15 protein-coding genes are annotated in these 15,847 nt (G+C 39.8%); 9 read left to right on the forward strand and 6 right to left on the reverse strand.

Features of this window, described 5'->3' with window-relative positions:
• Positions 1-161: 161 nt before the first annotated feature.
• Positions 162-689: a hypothetical protein gene (locus tag IGL24_RS02015; RefSeq protein WP_242699749.1), complete on the reverse strand. Its 528-nt coding sequence runs from the start codon at positions 687-689 to the stop codon at positions 162-164.
• Between the two features lie 612 nt (positions 690-1,301).
• Here IGL24_RS02015 and IGL24_RS02020 point away from each other — a divergent pair.
• The 9 genes from IGL24_RS02020 to IGL24_RS02060 all read left to right on the forward strand — a co-directional run bounded on the left by IGL24_RS02020 (position 1,302) and on the right by IGL24_RS02060 (position 10,011).
• The gene (locus IGL24_RS02020) at positions 1,302-1,586 is read left to right on the forward strand and encodes a type II toxin-antitoxin system RelB/DinJ family antitoxin (RefSeq protein ID WP_206855675.1); all 285 of its coding nucleotides are present in this window, start codon (positions 1,302-1,304) and stop codon (positions 1,584-1,586) included.
• Entirely contained in the window at positions 1,573-1,920 is a 348-nt protein-coding gene (locus tag IGL24_RS02025; protein WP_086335391.1) for a type II toxin-antitoxin system PemK/MazF family toxin, read from the forward strand. The genes IGL24_RS02020 and IGL24_RS02025 overlap by 14 nt, the downstream gene beginning before the upstream one ends.
• A 414-nt stretch (positions 1,921-2,334) precedes the next feature.
• Positions 2,335-2,517, forward strand: a complete 183-nt coding sequence (locus IGL24_RS02030; protein WP_242699748.1) for a hypothetical protein — start codon at positions 2,335-2,337, stop codon at positions 2,515-2,517.
• A 172-nt stretch (positions 2,518-2,689) separates the two neighbouring features.
• On the forward strand, positions 2,690-2,962 hold the full coding sequence (locus tag IGL24_RS02035) for a hypothetical protein (RefSeq protein WP_207699832.1): 273 nt from the start codon (positions 2,690-2,692) through the stop codon (positions 2,960-2,962).
• 130 nt (positions 2,963-3,092) lie between these two features.
• Positions 3,093-4,391, forward strand: coding sequence for an FAD-dependent oxidoreductase (locus tag IGL24_RS02040; RefSeq protein ID WP_206855684.1), 1,299 nt, complete (start codon positions 3,093-3,095; stop codon positions 4,389-4,391).
• Entirely contained in the window at positions 4,381-5,841 is a 1,461-nt protein-coding gene (locus tag IGL24_RS02045) for a helix-turn-helix domain-containing protein (RefSeq protein ID WP_206855687.1), read from the forward strand. The genes IGL24_RS02040 and IGL24_RS02045 overlap by 11 nt, the downstream gene beginning before the upstream one ends.
• A gap of 115 nt (positions 5,842-5,956) precedes the next feature.
• Entirely contained in the window at positions 5,957-7,453 is a 1,497-nt protein-coding gene (gene glpK, locus IGL24_RS02050; RefSeq protein ID WP_206855691.1) for a glycerol kinase GlpK, read from the forward strand.
• A gap of 16 nt (positions 7,454-7,469) precedes the next feature.
• The gene (glpO, locus tag IGL24_RS02055) at positions 7,470-9,293 is read left to right on the forward strand and encodes a type 1 glycerol-3-phosphate oxidase (protein WP_206855693.1); all 1,824 of its coding nucleotides are present in this window, start codon (positions 7,470-7,472) and stop codon (positions 9,291-9,293) included.
• 1 nt (position 9,294) lies between these two features.
• Positions 9,295-10,011: an MIP/aquaporin family protein gene (locus IGL24_RS02060; RefSeq protein ID WP_010736418.1), complete on the forward strand. Its 717-nt coding sequence runs from the start codon at positions 9,295-9,297 to the stop codon at positions 10,009-10,011.
• Positions 10,012-10,114: 103 nt separating this feature from the next.
• Here IGL24_RS02060 and fucO read toward each other — a convergent pair whose 3' ends face one another.
• The 5 genes from fucO to rhaB form a co-directional block, all read right to left on the reverse strand.
• Positions 10,115-11,266 (reverse strand): lactaldehyde reductase, encoded by a 1,152-nt coding sequence (gene fucO, locus IGL24_RS02065; RefSeq protein WP_206855694.1) that lies wholly within the window; start codon positions 11,264-11,266, stop codon positions 10,115-10,117.
• A gap of 5 nt (positions 11,267-11,271) precedes the next feature.
• Positions 11,272-11,913, reverse strand: coding sequence for a sugar O-acetyltransferase (locus tag IGL24_RS02070; RefSeq protein WP_206855696.1), 642 nt, complete (start codon positions 11,911-11,913; stop codon positions 11,272-11,274).
• Positions 11,914-11,930: 17 nt separating this feature from the next.
• Positions 11,931-12,755, reverse strand: coding sequence for a rhamnulose-1-phosphate aldolase (rhaD, locus tag IGL24_RS02075; RefSeq protein WP_206855698.1), 825 nt, complete (start codon positions 12,753-12,755; stop codon positions 11,931-11,933).
• A gap of 356 nt (positions 12,756-13,111) precedes the next feature.
• Positions 13,112-14,368 carry an L-rhamnose isomerase gene (rhaA, locus tag IGL24_RS02080; protein ID WP_206855700.1) on the reverse strand — a complete coding sequence of 419 codons (1,257 nt, stop codon included), beginning with the start codon at positions 14,366-14,368 and terminating at the stop codon, positions 13,112-13,114.
• Between the two features lie 16 nt (positions 14,369-14,384).
• On the reverse strand, positions 14,385-15,833 hold the full coding sequence (gene rhaB, locus IGL24_RS02085) for a rhamnulokinase (RefSeq protein ID WP_429966282.1): 1,449 nt from the start codon (positions 15,831-15,833) through the stop codon (positions 14,385-14,387).
• Positions 15,834-15,847 lie beyond the last annotated feature (14 nt).

Raw genomic sequence — 15,847 nt, forward strand, 5'->3', positions numbered from 1 at the left:
TTTCCGAAGGAGTTGCTTCTGGAACACCGTTCATTCGGTTTTAAGGTTAGAAACAAAAATGAATTTTATTTTTGTCCCACTCTCCGAACTACTTTGATTTGTATGAGTGTGATATTTATCAAATAAGGAGGGATTTCCTTGCATGATCAAAAATATTTTCATTAGTGAGTATCAAGTAACGAAGATTTTAGAAAATATTCAACTAAAACTTGAATTTCACTTTGCTTGAAAAAAGGAATTTCTAAATAAGGAACCTTGTTGTCTAAACACCACTGTCTTTTTATTTCCATATTTCTTAATATGTTTTGAAAACGTTTAGTAGTAGCACTTTTCTTGAAGTAGTGATGAACACCATGGTATTCAATAAAGTACCATTGATTATTTTGTTGAAAGGAAAGATCAATTCTTAATGGACGATTCTCGATTGTGGTAAGATTTTTGAACGTCCGCTCTCGATAATACTGAATATTTTTAGAGTTAAGTATTTGAGCAATAAGTTGTATCTGCCAGCTAGGTTGCGAGTGTGATAGTGGAAATTGTTTATACATTTTTTGTGCATTAGGATGATAAGACAAACTTACAATAAAAACTTTTTTCTTTTGATCATTGATATGAATAGAGGTATTTGTATGGATATGGATCTTATTCTGATAATGATAAGGGAGATACCAATCATAAATTTTTTTCATGATTTTTCCATTTTTTACAAAAGCAACGGTTACGATGTTGAAATTTTTCTTTGATATAAACTAGTTCATTCATAATTAATCAACTCTTTCTTATACATATATTTATGGATTTCCTTGGTAAATGGAGCTACTTCTACAATACCCTTTATACGGTTTTACGGGGAAAGAACAAACTAATGTAACAGTTCCTCATCCGATAGAATTTGTTTCTATGTAATCATATAATCGTCTTCTTCTATTTTGCTTCGGCAAAAAAGTGACTCTTGCAGAAAATAAATCGAAGTATTAGAAATCACCAGAGCAAGCTTTTGCAAGTATAAACTTTTTTAGAACCTCCCACTCCAAGAAGTTAGGTCAGTAGTGAACAGGTGAAAAAAGTGTTGAAAATTAGTCCCCAAAAACTATTAAATTTAGAAATAAGCATGTCGGCTAAATTAAAGGTTGTAAAAAGCAACAAATCATATCTTCCAAAGTAAGAGAGATAGCAAAGAAGTGGTTAAGAAAATCAGCTGCTGTTTTTTGCATCATTTCTCTTTTATGAGTATAATATAATCAAATATATGGTGATATCGAAATATTTTGAGGTTCTTTCACTCAACAGGAGGAGATAGTGTGAAAACAAAAGAGAAAGCAAAAAAAGGAAGAATACAAGTCGGAATTGATAAAGAGCTAAAAGAAAACGCAGAACAAATATTAGAAGAACTTGGTTTGAATGCGACAACAGCAATCACCATCTTATATAAACAAGTTGTATCAAGAGGTGAGTTTCCAATGGAAATAAAATTGAATGAAGAAGAAAGACAAGCAATCAAGTTGCGCCAATTAACACAAAGTATGCCTGTTACATTGCTTGATACAGATGAAAAGCTAAATGAGTGGCTAAATGAATACGAATGAAATAGTCACAGTTTATGTAGCTTACGCTGACAAAGAAGGTGGAAAGAAAAGACCTATATTGGTTATACAAGATAAAAATGACTGTATTGAATTTTTTAGTATCACTAGCCAATATGAACATAAGTCAAAAAAGATAAAACAAGTATATTTTCCTATCAAAGATTGGAAAAAGTCAGGTCTGCATAAGGCTTCTTGGATAGATGTTGGTATGCTAAGAGCAATACCTAAAGGAAATGAAAAAATAAAATACGCCAAGGTAGGTACGCTAACGAAAGAAGACGGGGCTCGATTGATTGAATTCATCAAAAATTTACAACAAAACGAGAAGTTGTAACAGAAGTGCTCAACTCCGAGAAATATGCGTGAAGCCCCGAAAATTGCTCTTCAAATTTTGGGGTTTCACGCTTATTTCTGTAGGAGCTACTTCTGGAACATCGTTTATTCGGTTTTAGGGTATACAAGGTGACTAATGTCCCAGAATTTTTTCTACTAAAGTAGCTGAGCTAGGGAATATCACAAAAGAAAGTATAATAATAAGTGAGAGGAAACACGATTGATCCAGCGCCTTCAGATGGCTATTCTTCTAGTAGAATTAACGAAAATAAATAAAAATAATTGATATAAAATAAACGAATAAAAAATAGGGTGAATATAGTTTATAATGCAAGCGTATTATATAAATATTTACATACCTATTTTTTAGAGAGGTCTCTATCTACATAAATAATCGAATAAAGAAGGAATAGCTATGGAATACGAGGTTGAAGTCAGTCAGGCAATTCGAAATGTATTTACGGCGAATCAATCAAAAAAGTATCAAGAAATAATTATCTATAAAGTACATGAGTATTTGACGCACGATTTTTATCGAATCAAACCCGTTGAGATGTCTGTAAAAGAATCGATTTATGAAATGAAAATCCATTTATGAAAGGAAAATTTCCGTATTGCTTTTAGGATAAATGAGAAAAAGGTTCAGGTTTTTTATATTAGTCAAACGTTGAAAAAAGAACGATTTGATAAAGAAGTGAATAAAATAGTTGTTCGTTCAAACAAAAAACACTGAGTGACTAAATCTATGAAAAAGGTAGAGAAATAGTAAAATGAACATGATTTATAAAAAGCAATTAAAACAATTTTTGAAAAGAAACGTTAAGTCAAAGGACTGTGTCACTTTAAAAATCCTTACCTTCAAAAAAGATCGCTCGATACGCATCACGTATGACCAAGCACGATACAGTATTGTCGAAGATGGGTTTGAAAGGAGACAGTATCAGTTTGACTCTTCAGATGAATTAAAAAAAAAGGTGATGAAACTAGCAGATATCGAATTTAAAAAGAGCCACAGGCTTTATACGCAATTAAAGAAAGAATAAAAAAGCCACCATCAGAATATAAATAAAGCAATTGGCACACTGTTTATACTCGCTGTTTCCTTTACTGATTGAAACGTTTTCTAAGAAATGATACTCTAAGGATAACAGATGAAAAAGAGGGGAATATCATATGAGGATCGTAATCGTCGGTGGCTCATTTGCGGGCATTCAGGCAGCTGTTTCATTGCGTAACGACTGTCCGGAAAGTGAGATAATCATTATTGAAAAACAAGGGCGGATAGGGTTTATCCCGAATAGTGTCAATTTGATCTTGAAAGGGGAATTCCACGAAGAAGCGCATCATTATTGGATGACAAAAGAACAGTTGGCTCAAGAACATCAAGTAGAGGTACGAACAGAAACAGAAGTGGTTGCTTTGAACAGCGATAAAAATCAAATCCAATTACAAGACGGTGAGCTGCTTCACTTTGATTATCTTGTGATTGCGACAGGCTCACATCAACGCTTCCGTTTTAGTACGCAAGAAAATGATACGATTTGGACGATCAAAGATCCTAAAACTTCGCAAGAATTCCAACAACGCATCAGTACATCGAAAAAAATCGCAGTGATCGGTGCAGGACAAGTAGGCTTGGAGTTGATTGAAGGATTAGCAAACTTAGGAAAGGAACTTCATCTATACGAAAGCCAATCGACGGTTTTATTCCGCTATTTTGATCCAGAAATGATCAAGCCACTGTATCGTGAGCTGAACGATCGAGGGATCCGATTTTTCTTAAATGAACAAGTACAAGAAATCATTGAAACAGAGCAAACAGAAATCTTCACGGAAAATAGAAGTGAAACGTATGATTTGGTTTTGTTAGCGAATTACACTCGTCCAGATAATCAATTATGGGAAGAGTCACTTCAATTGAATGACGATGGGACGATCTGGGTCAACGACTACCTTCAAACGTCACAGGAAAATATTTATGCGATCGGCGATGCGATCCAAGTGACTTATCGACCCACACAAGAAAAAATGTACGTCTCTTTAGTGAACAATGCGATCCGAACTGCGAAGATCGCTAGTAAAAATATCAGCGGGCAACTAAAGAAAGATCTAGGCACCTATCGTCCAATCGGCAATCACTGGTTTGGCCATTATTTTGGCAGTGTCGGGTTAACAGAAAGTGAAAGTATTTTTTATCCTGGCAAAATAAAAACACACTATCTAACGACTAGAGCCTCGGCGACGAATCAGGAATCGATCAACATAAAAGTATTGCTGACGGAAGATGGAAAACTGATCGGCGCGCAATGCCATAGTCAAGCTGTGATTTTCTATCTCTTAGACCGACTGACGTTAGCAGTTGAGGAAGGATGGACACTCGCAGATCTAGAAGCGCGCGAATTCTTCTTTCAACCTGAGTTTCGAGCGCCAACAGCTCTTGTAAAGGTGGTTGATCCTTTCGATGAAGATTGAGGAATTTTTAGAAAAAAAAGAACAGATTCAGATTGAACTATTACGAATGCTTGTATTAGAAGGTGGTTCTGCCTCAATCAATGAACTGCGATCTCATGTGAAATTATCAAAATCTGCCTTCGACCAGTATATTGATGACATTGAAATGATCGGTCGTATGATGAAAACGAAAATTTCTGTCCGAAAAAATGAATTCCAAGTGGTGCTTGATTTAGACGAGCAGACGAGTCTAGAAAAAATCATGCTTTTTTTAGTCCAGCAAAGTGTGAAATATCAGATCCTGACGTATTTACTTGAACATCAACAAGCTTCCAGTGTGCGCTTGGCAACAGCTTTTACGATCAGTGAATCTTCTGTTTTTAGAAAGATCAAAGAATTGAATCATCTCTTGAAAGAGTTCTCCTTGCAGATCAAGAATGGACAGATCCAAGGAGAAGAGCTACAGATCCGCTATTTTTATTATTCCTTGTTTCAATTTTTCCCAGAATCACAAAGACCGCAATATTTACAAGATACACCGGATAAACGCCCGTTGACGGTAGGATTGGCGCATGTCCTCAATACAAGTTTTTCTCCCCAATCATCGATAAAAATCGCGACATGGATCGGTATTACAAGAAAAAGACTCCTGTCAGATAAGATGAAGTTTCAAGCAACAAAAGAAAAAAAAGATTTATACCAAAATGATCAGTTGTACCAAACGATTCATCCAGTCATTTCATTGTATCTCAGCCGAACGGCCGCTGATGTCACAGCTTATGAGTCTATGCTATTTTATAGTTTTCTTGTTTCTTTTTCTGTATTGGAGGAGGAAACATTTTATCAATATGACTTGACTCGTAGTAAAAAGTTGCCAACAGCTGTTTTGGATACGTATATTCGCGAAACGATGCTATGGCATTATCGACCTAGACGACTAAAAATCAAAGAAGAAAAAACGATCGGGTATCATTTGGCACAAATCAATAATGAATTATACTTTTTTTCCGGCTATTTAACGATTTATGATCAACAACATCTACTCACGCAGCAACAGCGTATGTTGGGGGATTCATTGAGTCAATTACTTGATCGCTTGAAAACGACTACCATTGAGCAGCTGCCTATGAAAAAATTGACTGATCAAGTTCTAGATAACTTGATGAGTCAATATGCGAATATTTTGATGATGATTGATTTCTATATTGAAAAATCTGTGGTCATTGGCATCGACCTGCAATCCTTACCGATTTATCGAATCGCTTTTCAACAATTTTTGATTCGAGAACTAAAGGGGATCAGTGGGATCGTGATCGAAGAAGTCCAACCAGAAAAAAGCTATGATTTTGTGATCACCTTTAATCAGGAAAAAAAAGGACAGGAGTATTATTATCTGTCTGAATTTGCTTCAAGCTATGATATATCAAGGTTGAAGCGCAAAATTGAGCGTGACAAAAAAGCTAAAAATTAAAAAAACTGTCAAAAAAAAGGTAAATTGCTATTTTTTTGGCAGTTTCTATTCCTTAAATGGGTGTACCATAAAAGTAGTTAAAGAAAGCGTTTGCAGAAAAATGGAGGAGATCATAATGACAGAATCTACGTATATCATGGCAATTGACCAAGGGACGACAAGCTCACGAGCGATTATCTTTGATAAAAAAGGAAGACACATCGGTAGTTCGCAAAAAGAATTCACTCAATATTTTCCACGCGAAAGCTGGGTAGAGCATGATGCGAATGAAATCTGGAACTCCGTACAGTCAGTTATCGCTGGTGCATTCATTGAATCCGGTATCAAACCAACACAAATCGCAGGTATCGGTATCACGAACCAACGTGAGACGACAGTGATTTGGGAAAAAGACACAGGACGTCCGATCTATCATGCAGTGGTTTGGCAATCACGTCAATCAGCAGATATTGCCAACAAATTAAAAGAAGACGGACACCAAGAATTTTTCCATGAAAAAACTGGTTTAGTCATTGATGCGTATTTCTCTGCTACTAAGATTCGTTGGATCTTAGATCACGTAGAAGGCGCACAAGAACGAGCGGAAAAAGGCGAGTTGATGTTTGGAACGATCGATTCTTGGCTTGTTTGGAAATTGACAGATGGACAAGCGCATGTAACCGATTACTCAAATGCAAGTCGTACAATGTTGTTTAATATCCATGACTTGGATTGGGATCAAGAAATCTTAGATTTATTGAATATTCCACGAGTGATGTTGCCGAAAGTGACATCAAACTCAGAAGTTTACGGTTATACACAAGGCTATCACTTCTATGGTAGTGAAGCACCAATCTCTGGTATGGCTGGAGACCAACAAGCCGCATTATTCGGTCAGATGGCTTTTGAGCCAGGGATGGTCAAAAACACTTATGGAACTGGTTCATTTATTGTGATGAACACTGGGGAAAAACCACAATTATCTAAAAATAATTTGTTGACGACGATTGGTTACGGAATAAATGGAAAGGTTTACTATGCGTTAGAAGGAAGTATCTTTGTCGCTGGTTCCTCCATCCAATGGTTGCGTGACGGCTTACAAATGCTACAAAAAGCAAGTGATTCAGAAGATGCAGCGAAGCGTTCGATAAGTGAAGATGAAGTATATGTTGTACCTGCCTTCGTTGGGCTTGGAGCACCTTATTGGGATCAAGCAGCACGTGGCTCAATGTTTGGTCTAACACGAGGAACGACGAAAGAAGACATCATCAAAGCAACCTTGCAATCCATTGCTTATCAAGTTCGCGATATCATTGATACGATGCAAGATGATACAGGTATCAAGATCCCTGTGTTAAAAGTCGATGGTGGTGCAGCGAACAATGAATACTTGATGCAGTTCCAAACAGATATTTTGAATGTACCGATCCAACGTGCTGGTAACTTGGAAACGACAGCATTAGGCGCTGCCTTCCTTGCAGGTTTAGCAGTTGGTTATTGGAAAGATACAGATGAAATTCGTGAATTTTATGAAGCAGGCAAAATTTTCGAAGTAGAAATGCCAGAAGAGCGTAGAGAAAAACTTTACACTGGCTGGAAAAAAGCTGTGAAAGCGACTCAAGCTTTTGAGTAAAGGGAGGGAACACAAGATGTTTTCAAGAAAAACAAGACAAGCTAACATTGACCACATGAAACAAGAAGAATTAGATCTTTTGATTATCGGTGGAGGAATCACTGGTGCAGGTGTAGCGATCCAAGCAGCTGCTTCAGGTATCAAAACCGGTTTGATTGAAATGCAAGACTTTGCGGAAGGAACTTCTTCACGTTCAACCAAATTAGTACATGGCGGTATTCGCTATTTAAAAACGTTTGATGTTGAAGTAGTAGCAGACACAGTAGGTGAGCGAGCAGTAGTACAAAGTGTCGCTCCGCATATTCCTAAACCAGATCCGATGTTATTACCGATTTATGAAGGAGAAGGTGCCACAACCTTCAACATGTTCTCAGTAAAAGTTGCGATGGACTTGTACGATAAGTTAGCCAACGTGACAGGAACAAAATTTGAAAATTATACGCTAACGCCGGAAGAAGTCTTAGAGCGCGAGCCATTCTTGAAAAAAGATGGGTTAGCAGGTGCTGGAGTTTACTTGGATTTCCGTAACAATGATGCACGTTTAGTGATCGATAATATCAAAAAAGCGGCAGAAGACGGAGCGTATTTGGTCAGCAAAATGAAAGCCACTGGTTTTATCTATGATGGCGATCAAATCATCGGTGTCAAAGCTCGTGACTTGTTAAGTGATGAAGTGATTGAGATCCGAGCAAAAATCGTGATCAACACAAGCGGCCCATGGGTAGATAAGATCCGCAACTTGAATTTCAAACGGGCGATCTCACCAAAAATGCGTCCGACAAAAGGGGTACATTTAGTCGTAGATGCGAAGAAATTACCTGTGCCACAGCCAACTTACTTTGACACAGGAAAACAAGATGGCCGCATGGTCTTTGCGATCCCTCGTGAAAACAAAACGTATTTTGGAACGACAGATACTGATTATCAAGGTGATTTTACGGACCCTCAAGTGACACAAGAAGATGTGGATTACTTACTAGACGTGATCAATCATCGTTATCCAGAAGCAAACATCACTTTGGCGGATATCGAATCAAGTTGGGCAGGCTTACGTCCATTGTTGATCGGGAATGCGGGTTCTGACTACAACGGAGGAGACAACGGTTCGATTTCCGATAAAAGCTTCCGTAAAGTCGTGGATACAGTGACAGATTTCAAAGAAAACAAAGTATCCCGTGTAGAAGTGGAAGATGTATTGAATCATTTAGAAAGCAGTCGTGATGAAAAAGCACCGTCGACAGTTTCACGTGGTAGCTCATTGGAACGTGAACCAGACGGACTAGTGACTCTATCTGGTGGTAAAATCACTGATTATCGCAAAATGGCAGAAGGTGCGATGAAGTTGATCCGCCAACTATTAAAAGAAGAATATGGCGTAACAGCGAAAGAAATCGATTCGAAGACCTATTCGATCTCAGGCGGTGATTTTGATCCGACGAAACAAGAAGAAATGGTCCAAGAATATACAAAAATCGGTATGGAAGCTGGTCTGGATGAAAAAGACGCTGCATATATCGCAGACTTCTACGGAACAAATGCGAAACATATCTTTGAATTAGCAAAAGAAATGAGTCCTTATCCAGGATTGACCTTGGCTGAATCTGCACGTTTACGCTATGGATTAGAAAATGAAATGGTCTTAGCTCCAGGTGATTACTTGATTCGTCGTACGAACCATCTCTTATTTGAAAGAGATCAGTTAGATGCGATCAAACAACCGATCATTGATGCGATCGCTGCATACTTTGATTGGACAGACGAAGAAAAAGAACGGGAAACGCAACATTTAGAACAACTGATCGCTGAATCAGACTTGCGCGACCTGAAAGGAGAAAAATAAAATGAATGCAGACATGACCCAAATCATGGGGGAATTTATTGGAACAATGATTTTGATCCTTTTAGGGGACGGCGTATGTGCGGCAGTTAATCTAAATAAAAGTAAAGCGCAAGCTTCTGGCTGGATCGTCATTGCATTTGGCTGGGCAATGGCTGTAACGATGGCAGTCTTTATTTCAGGATTCATGGGACCAGCTCATTTAAATCCTGCGGTAACACTTGGAATGGCAATGACAGGCGCAATCGGTTGGAACTTAGTCTTTCCATTCATCATTGCCCAATTACTAGGTGCAATCGTTGGTGCGGTACTCGTTTGGTTATCTTACTTGCCACATTGGTCAGCAACAAAAGACCAAGGGGCAATCTTAGGAACTTTTGCGACTGGACCAGCAATCCGCAACTATCCAGCTAACTTTATCACAGAATTGATTGGCACGTTCGTGTTAGTTTTAGGATTATTAGCATTCGGTCAAACTGAATTTGCTGGTGGAACAAATGTATTTGCTGTTGGCGGATTGATTTTAGCTATCGGGCTATCATTAGGTGGATCGACAGGATATGCGATCAATCCAGCTCGTGACTTAGGTCCACGTATTGCTCATGCGATTTTACCGATCGCTAACAAAGGTGGCTCTGACTGGGGGTATTCATGGGTGCCGATTGCTGGACCAATGGTTGGTGCAATCGTCGCAGTTGGTATGTACACGTTGATGGTTTAATGAATTAGATTTTCTATATGAAAAAAAACGATTCTCATCGTTCGCTATTCGCGGACAGTTGAGAATCGTTTTTATTTTTTAGTCAAAGTAAGAAGAGAGCCAGCTACATCAAGCTTTGATAGATAGCGATGATCTCTTCCACATTCGTTTCTCTTGGATTTCCTGGAGTACAGACATCGTTGAATGCATCTTCTGCAATTTGTGCAATATCCGCTTCTTTGACACCTAATTCAGAAATCGTGGCAGGGATACCAACTTTTTTCGATAAAGCATCAATCGCTTCACACGCAGCATCACGGATATCCTCGATTGAACGAGACGCTGTATCCTTGATTTTCAACGCCTTCGCAATTTCCCGATATTTATCACCTGTAAACTCTTTATTGTATTTCATGACCGTTGGCAATAAGGCAGCACAAGCGACTCCATGGGGAATGTCATACCATGCAGACAAAGGATGCGCCATGCCATGGACAAGACCTAAGCCGACGTTTGAAAAGCCCATCCCTGCAAGGTATTGCCCCAATGCCATATCTTCCCGACCTTTTGGATCACCCGCAACGGAATCGGCCAAGCTACGACCAATGACCTCAATTGCTTTGAGGTGGAACATATCGGTCATTTCCCACGCACCTTTAGTGATCAAACCTTCGATTGCATGCGTCATCGCATCCATACCAGTTGCCGCACATAAGGCTTTCGGCATCCCCATCATCAGATCGCTATCAACAAAGGCAACGATTGGAATATCATGGGGGTCGACACAGACAAATTTACGTGAACGCTCTTTGTCTGTGATCACATAATTGATCGTGACTTCAGCCGCCGTACCAGAAGTAGTTGGAACAGCTAAAATTGGTAAACTTGGCTGTTTCGTATCTGCCACGCCTTCTAAACTACGGACATCAGAAAACGTTGGATTTGTCACGATGATCCCAATCGCTTTCGCTGTATCGATCGGTGAACCTCCGCCAATTGCCAGGATTACATCGGCTTTCGCCTCTTTTACGAAACTCACGCCGTCTTTTACATTCTCGATCGTTGGATTAGGCACGATACCATCATAGATGTCATAGGCGATTTCTGCCTCATCTAATAATGCCGTCACTTTGGTCACTATACCGATTTTGACTAATTCTTTATCAGTGATGATGACCACTTTTTTGAAATTTCTTGCTTGGATCTCTGTTGGAATAGCCGCGATTGCGCCTTTTCCATGATAGGATGTTTCATTTAAAATCATTCGGTTTGCCATTTGATTTACTCTCCTTTACGTGTATCGGTTTCAGGAATCATATATTCCGCTGGGTAACGTAGTTCTTTGAAATAGTAGATCCGATCTTGCTGATCAAATGTCCGCACGACACGGCATGGATTGCCTACTGCTAAAGAATTGGGTGGGATATCTTTCGTGACGACACTTCCGGCGCCGATAACAGCATGATCACCGATCGTTACACCAGGAAGGACAGATGTATTTGCGCCGATCCAGACATTATCGCCAATCGTCACTGCTGCCCCAAACTCTGCTTTGTACTCTTGCCGTAAAACGGGATCTAAAGCATGTCCTGCGGTGTAGATCCCCACATTTGGCGCGAGTAAGACATCTTTGCCGATCGTGATCGGCGCAACATCTAATAATGTGCAATTATTATTGGCTAAAAAATTTTCTCCGACGGTGATATTGATGCCATAATCGCAATGAAACGGTTGTTCCACAAAGAGTTCATCCCCTGTTTGTTTAAACATTTTTTTGATCAATTGCTGACGTTCTGCTAATTTTCGGGGATGGATATGATTGAACTCATAAAGCAGATCTCTCGTAGTTAAACGAAGCTGCAATAATTCTTCCTCTTGGCGATAGACCTCACCAGCAATCATTTTTTCGACAGTTGATTTCATTCGTCACCTCACGATTGCTAATCGTTCAAATAACCAGTACGTGGGACAACTCCAAACGCATCAGCAAGTAATTTCAAATTGTCATCTTCTAACGTCTGTTTGATCCCACCTTGTGCCATGACGATCGTATAGACTTGGGCAGCTTTTTCGGCTGTTTCAATCAAGCCAAACGTCTCATCCATGTCTTTCCCAGAACCATAGATCCCGTGTTGTGGCCAAACGACTAAACGTGTTTCTTTCATTTTTGCAGCAGTTGCTTCACCGATTTCATTTGAACCCGGAACTAACCATGGAATGACTGAAATACCTTCAGGGAAAACAACTAAGCACTCGGTACACATTTGCCATAAGGTACGAGTGAATTCTCGTTCAGAAAGTGGATGGCTAAAAGTCATTGCTAACAAATGTGTCGCATGGCAGTGCATGACGATGCGGTTATCTGGATCGACACTTAATCGAGCGATATGGCTCATGAAATGACTTGGTAATTCAGAAGTCGGAACAGCATCAGGTGCTAATCCCCATAAGATGTCGATCGCATGTCCGTCACCCGTCACACGAATCAAGCCAAGATTTTCTTCGGGCGCTTCTTGCATATTTTTAAAATACTTTCCAGATCCAGTCACTAAAAAATACTTTCCGGCTAATTGTTGGGCATCAAAAGCCAATGGCAGTGTCCGTAAGACTTTTGTAGGATCGATAAAAGGTAATACTTGTGCTTCTTCTAGTAAATAGGTGATATTGCCACCATTACGTTCATCCCAGCCTAGCCGGTACATATTAGTTGTCGCTTGAATCATTTCTTTTACAAAAGGAGCATGGAGCATCGCTAATTTTTTCACGAGTGAGACCTCTTTTCTTTTATTCTTATGATAGAAGGAGCGTAGCGTATTTTTATCTTGTAAATAAACAGAAGAACCTTGGGAATCCGTTGAACAGATTCGCGAAGGCTTCTGTTAGGAAGATGGAGGTGAGTGTTGTGCAAGGAGCTGACCTTCAACATTAAGCTAAAAAATCGTAAAATATGAGGAGCTATTTTTAAATTTTCTATCTTACTGTTCAGGTCAGACCGCTCCTCTTACAACCTAGATAAACGGTGTTCGAAAGCCAGCTCCTTCAATAGTAAGCCAAAACGTGAAAAAATATGAGGAGCTATTTTCTCACGTTCTGTCTTACTACTTGGAGCTTAACGGCTTTCTCACAACCTCTTACTCAATACCTCTTTCTCATATTGTAAGACTTCTTGGTACCAGTCCATACCTACTGGGACATTGTTGATTTCACAGAAGTAATTCCAAACGTCTGCGTACGGGAAGTCTTTTAATTCTTCGGTGAAGGCTATACGTTTGGTGAAGTCGAAGTTGCGTTCGGCTTCTTTTAATTCTGCGATTGGTTCAAGCATCGCTTTCAGTAATGATTTTTGTGTATTTCTCGTACCGATTGCCCAAGCGGCGATCCGGTTGATGGTAGCGTCGAAGAAATCAAGACCGATGGCTGTTTTTCCGAGTAAGTCGTTGCGAACTAACTCTTTGCCGATTTCTTGTAACTCGTCGTCCATGATCACGACATGATCTGAATCCCAGCGTACAGGGCGAGAGACGTGAAGCATGATTCCTTTAGAAAATAGGGCTAAAGAAGTCAGTTTGTTTGAGATGACTTCGGTTGGGTGGAAGTGGCCTGCATCTAGACAAATCAGTTTGTTACGTGTCAATCCATAGCCCATATAAAATTCATGTGAACCAACGGTGTAAGCTTCTGCACCAAGCCCAAATAATTTAGATTCGACAGCATCTTGTGTATATTCTTCATTGATTTCTTCTGAGAAGATCTCATCTAAAGATTCCATCAGGCGTTGGCGTGGAGACAGACGATCGATTGGATTGTCTTTCATTCCGTCAGGCATCCAGAAATTATCGATACATGTTTGACCGATTTCTTTCCCCATATACTCGGCGATTTTACGAGCGCGTTTCCCATGCTCGATCCAGTAATCTCGAACTTCTTTGTCTGGATGAGCAAGTGTCAATCCGTCTTTCATCATTGGATGAGAGAAGAAGGTTGGATTGAAATCAAGTCCTACACCTTGTTCTTTTGCCCATGCGACCCATTTCTCGAAATGTTTTGGCTCAATTTCATTCAAGTCGACTGGTTCATCTGTATCTAAGTACATGGCATGTAAGTTCAACTTGTGCTTGCCGGGGATCAATGAAAATGCTTTTTCTAAATCTTGTCGTAATTGTTCAGGCGTATGTGCGGCACCTGGGTAATTACCAGTCGCCATGATACCACCCGTCAACTCTCCATCTGGTGTTAAAAATCCTTTGACATCATCGCCTTGCCAGCAGTGCATCGAAATCTTTACTTCTGCGAGTTTTTTTAGGACGGCTTCTGTATCGACACCGATACTCGCATATTTTGCTTTGGCTTCTTCGTAACGCTCTTTGACATTCATCATGATTCAATCTCTCCTTTTATATTAAAAATTCTTTATATCTAGCTAGTGCCTGTGTCATTTCCTCTGTGTGTCGAGGGTGGAACGTGGTTAATGAAACGGAATCTCTGATTGCTTCACGTGCAAGTTGCAACGTGCCATAGCCCTTAGTAGCAATCATTTGGACCATGAGATTGCCAATAGCAGTCGCTTCATCTGGTCCTGCTTCGACTTCGATATTGCAAATATCGGCTGTCAGCTGATTGAGGAAGGTGTTGTTTGAACCCCCACCGACAATGTGTAATTTATGAAATTCTTTTCCGGTGATTCGTGCTAAGTTCTCTAGTTCGACGGCGTAGCACAAAGCCAAGTTGTCATAGATACAACGAGCCAGCTGACCAGGGGTTTGTGGAATTGTTTGGTTTGTTTCTTTACAATAATCTTGTAATTCTTGAATCATATTTTTAGGGTTCAAGAAGCGTGGATCATTGACATTGATCAACTGTTGGAAAGGCGCTTCTTGTGCGGCCATTTCTGCTAATTCAGCAAAGCTGTAGGCGCCATCTTGCAGGCGGGCTACTTCTTGGATCAACCACATCCCCATGATATTTTTTAGGAAGCGAATGGTTCCTTGGACGCCCCATTCATTTGTAAAATTAGCATCAAAAGCTTCTTTCGTGGAAATCCCTTCAGGAATCTCCACGCCCATCAATGACCAAGTGCCAGAACTGATGTATGCCCAATCTTTGCCAGTTGCTGGTGTGCCGACGACTGCTGAAGCTGTGTCGTGAGATGCAATCGTGATAAAAGTGGCTTTTGGCAGATCATATTTAGGAAATTGTTCTGTTTGCAATTCTCCTAGAATCTGTCCTGGTTCTGTGATCCGCGGGAAAAGCGTATCATCGATACCTAAAACGGCTAAAATATCGGGGTCCCATTTCCGCGTTTTTAAGTTCAGGAGCTGCATGGTCGAAGCATTTGTTTTTTCAGTGACCGCTTTTCCTGTGAACAGATAGCCGAGTAAATCGGGCATCAATAATAAGCGATGGACATTTGCTAACGTTTCCTTTTCTTCAACGAGTAATTGGAAAACTGTATTGAATGGTTGTAGTTGGATGCCTGTTTTTTGATAGAGTTTGTCTAGTGGCATCTTTTGGTCAAAGTGCGCAATTGCTTCTTTCGTGCGGTCGTCCCGATAGCTCGTCGGTGCTTCGAGCAAATTGCCATCAGCATCTAATAAGCCATAGTCAACGCCCCAAGTATCGATCCCTACATAACATTCGGTGATTCCTTGTTGCTTGGCTTTTTCAAATCCTTTTAAGATTTCTGTGACTAAATGTGTCAATGGCCATTTTGCGACACCATCGACTTTTTCAAATCCATTTTTGAAGCGATGGACTTCCTGTAACTCAAAATTGCCTAATTCGTTCAGATTGGCATGGATCAAGCGACCGCTAGAAGCGCCAATATCGATTGCAAGATAATTCATCAACATTCCTCCAG

Origin of the sequence: Enterococcus sp. DIV2371 (assembly GCF_050498525.1) — a bacterium.
GTDB lineage: Bacteria > Bacillota > Bacilli > Lactobacillales > Enterococcaceae > Enterococcus_B > Enterococcus_B mangumiae.

What these genes read in the sequence shown, in the direction of transcription:
- glpK (WP_206855691.1), top strand. Translation starts at nt 5,957, where the DNA reads ATGACAGAATCTACGTATATCATGGCAATTGACCAAGGGACGACAAGC.
- rhaB (WP_429966282.1), bottom strand. Translation starts at nt 15,833, where the DNA reads ATGAATTATCTTGCAATCGATATTGGCGCTTCTAGCGGTCGCTTGATC.
- fucO (WP_206855694.1), bottom strand. Translation starts at nt 11,266, where the DNA reads ATGGCAAACCGAATGATTTTAAATGAAACATCCTATCATGGAAAAGGC.
- IGL24_RS02045 (WP_206855687.1), top strand. Translation starts at nt 4,381, where the DNA reads ATGAAGATTGAGGAATTTTTAGAAAAAAAAGAACAGATTCAGATTGAA.
- IGL24_RS02040 (WP_206855684.1), top strand. Translation starts at nt 3,093, where the DNA reads ATGAGGATCGTAATCGTCGGTGGCTCATTTGCGGGCATTCAGGCAGCT.
- IGL24_RS02030 (WP_242699748.1), top strand. Translation starts at nt 2,335, where the DNA reads ATGGAATACGAGGTTGAAGTCAGTCAGGCAATTCGAAATGTATTTACG.
- IGL24_RS02035 (WP_207699832.1), top strand. Translation starts at nt 2,690, where the DNA reads ATGAACATGATTTATAAAAAGCAATTAAAACAATTTTTGAAAAGAAAC.
- glpO (WP_206855693.1), top strand. Translation starts at nt 7,470, where the DNA reads ATGTTTTCAAGAAAAACAAGACAAGCTAACATTGACCACATGAAACAA.
- IGL24_RS02015 (WP_242699749.1), bottom strand. Translation starts at nt 689, where the DNA reads ATGAAAAAAATTTATGATTGGTATCTCCCTTATCATTATCAGAATAAG.
- IGL24_RS02070 (WP_206855696.1), bottom strand. Translation starts at nt 11,913, where the DNA reads ATGAAATCAACTGTCGAAAAAATGATTGCTGGTGAGGTCTATCGCCAA.
- IGL24_RS02060 (WP_010736418.1), top strand. Translation starts at nt 9,295, where the DNA reads ATGAATGCAGACATGACCCAAATCATGGGGGAATTTATTGGAACAATG.
- rhaA (WP_206855700.1), bottom strand. Translation starts at nt 14,368, where the DNA reads ATGATGAATGTCAAAGAGCGTTACGAAGAAGCCAAAGCAAAATATGCG.
- IGL24_RS02025 (WP_086335391.1), top strand. Translation starts at nt 1,573, where the DNA reads ATGAATACGAATGAAATAGTCACAGTTTATGTAGCTTACGCTGACAAA.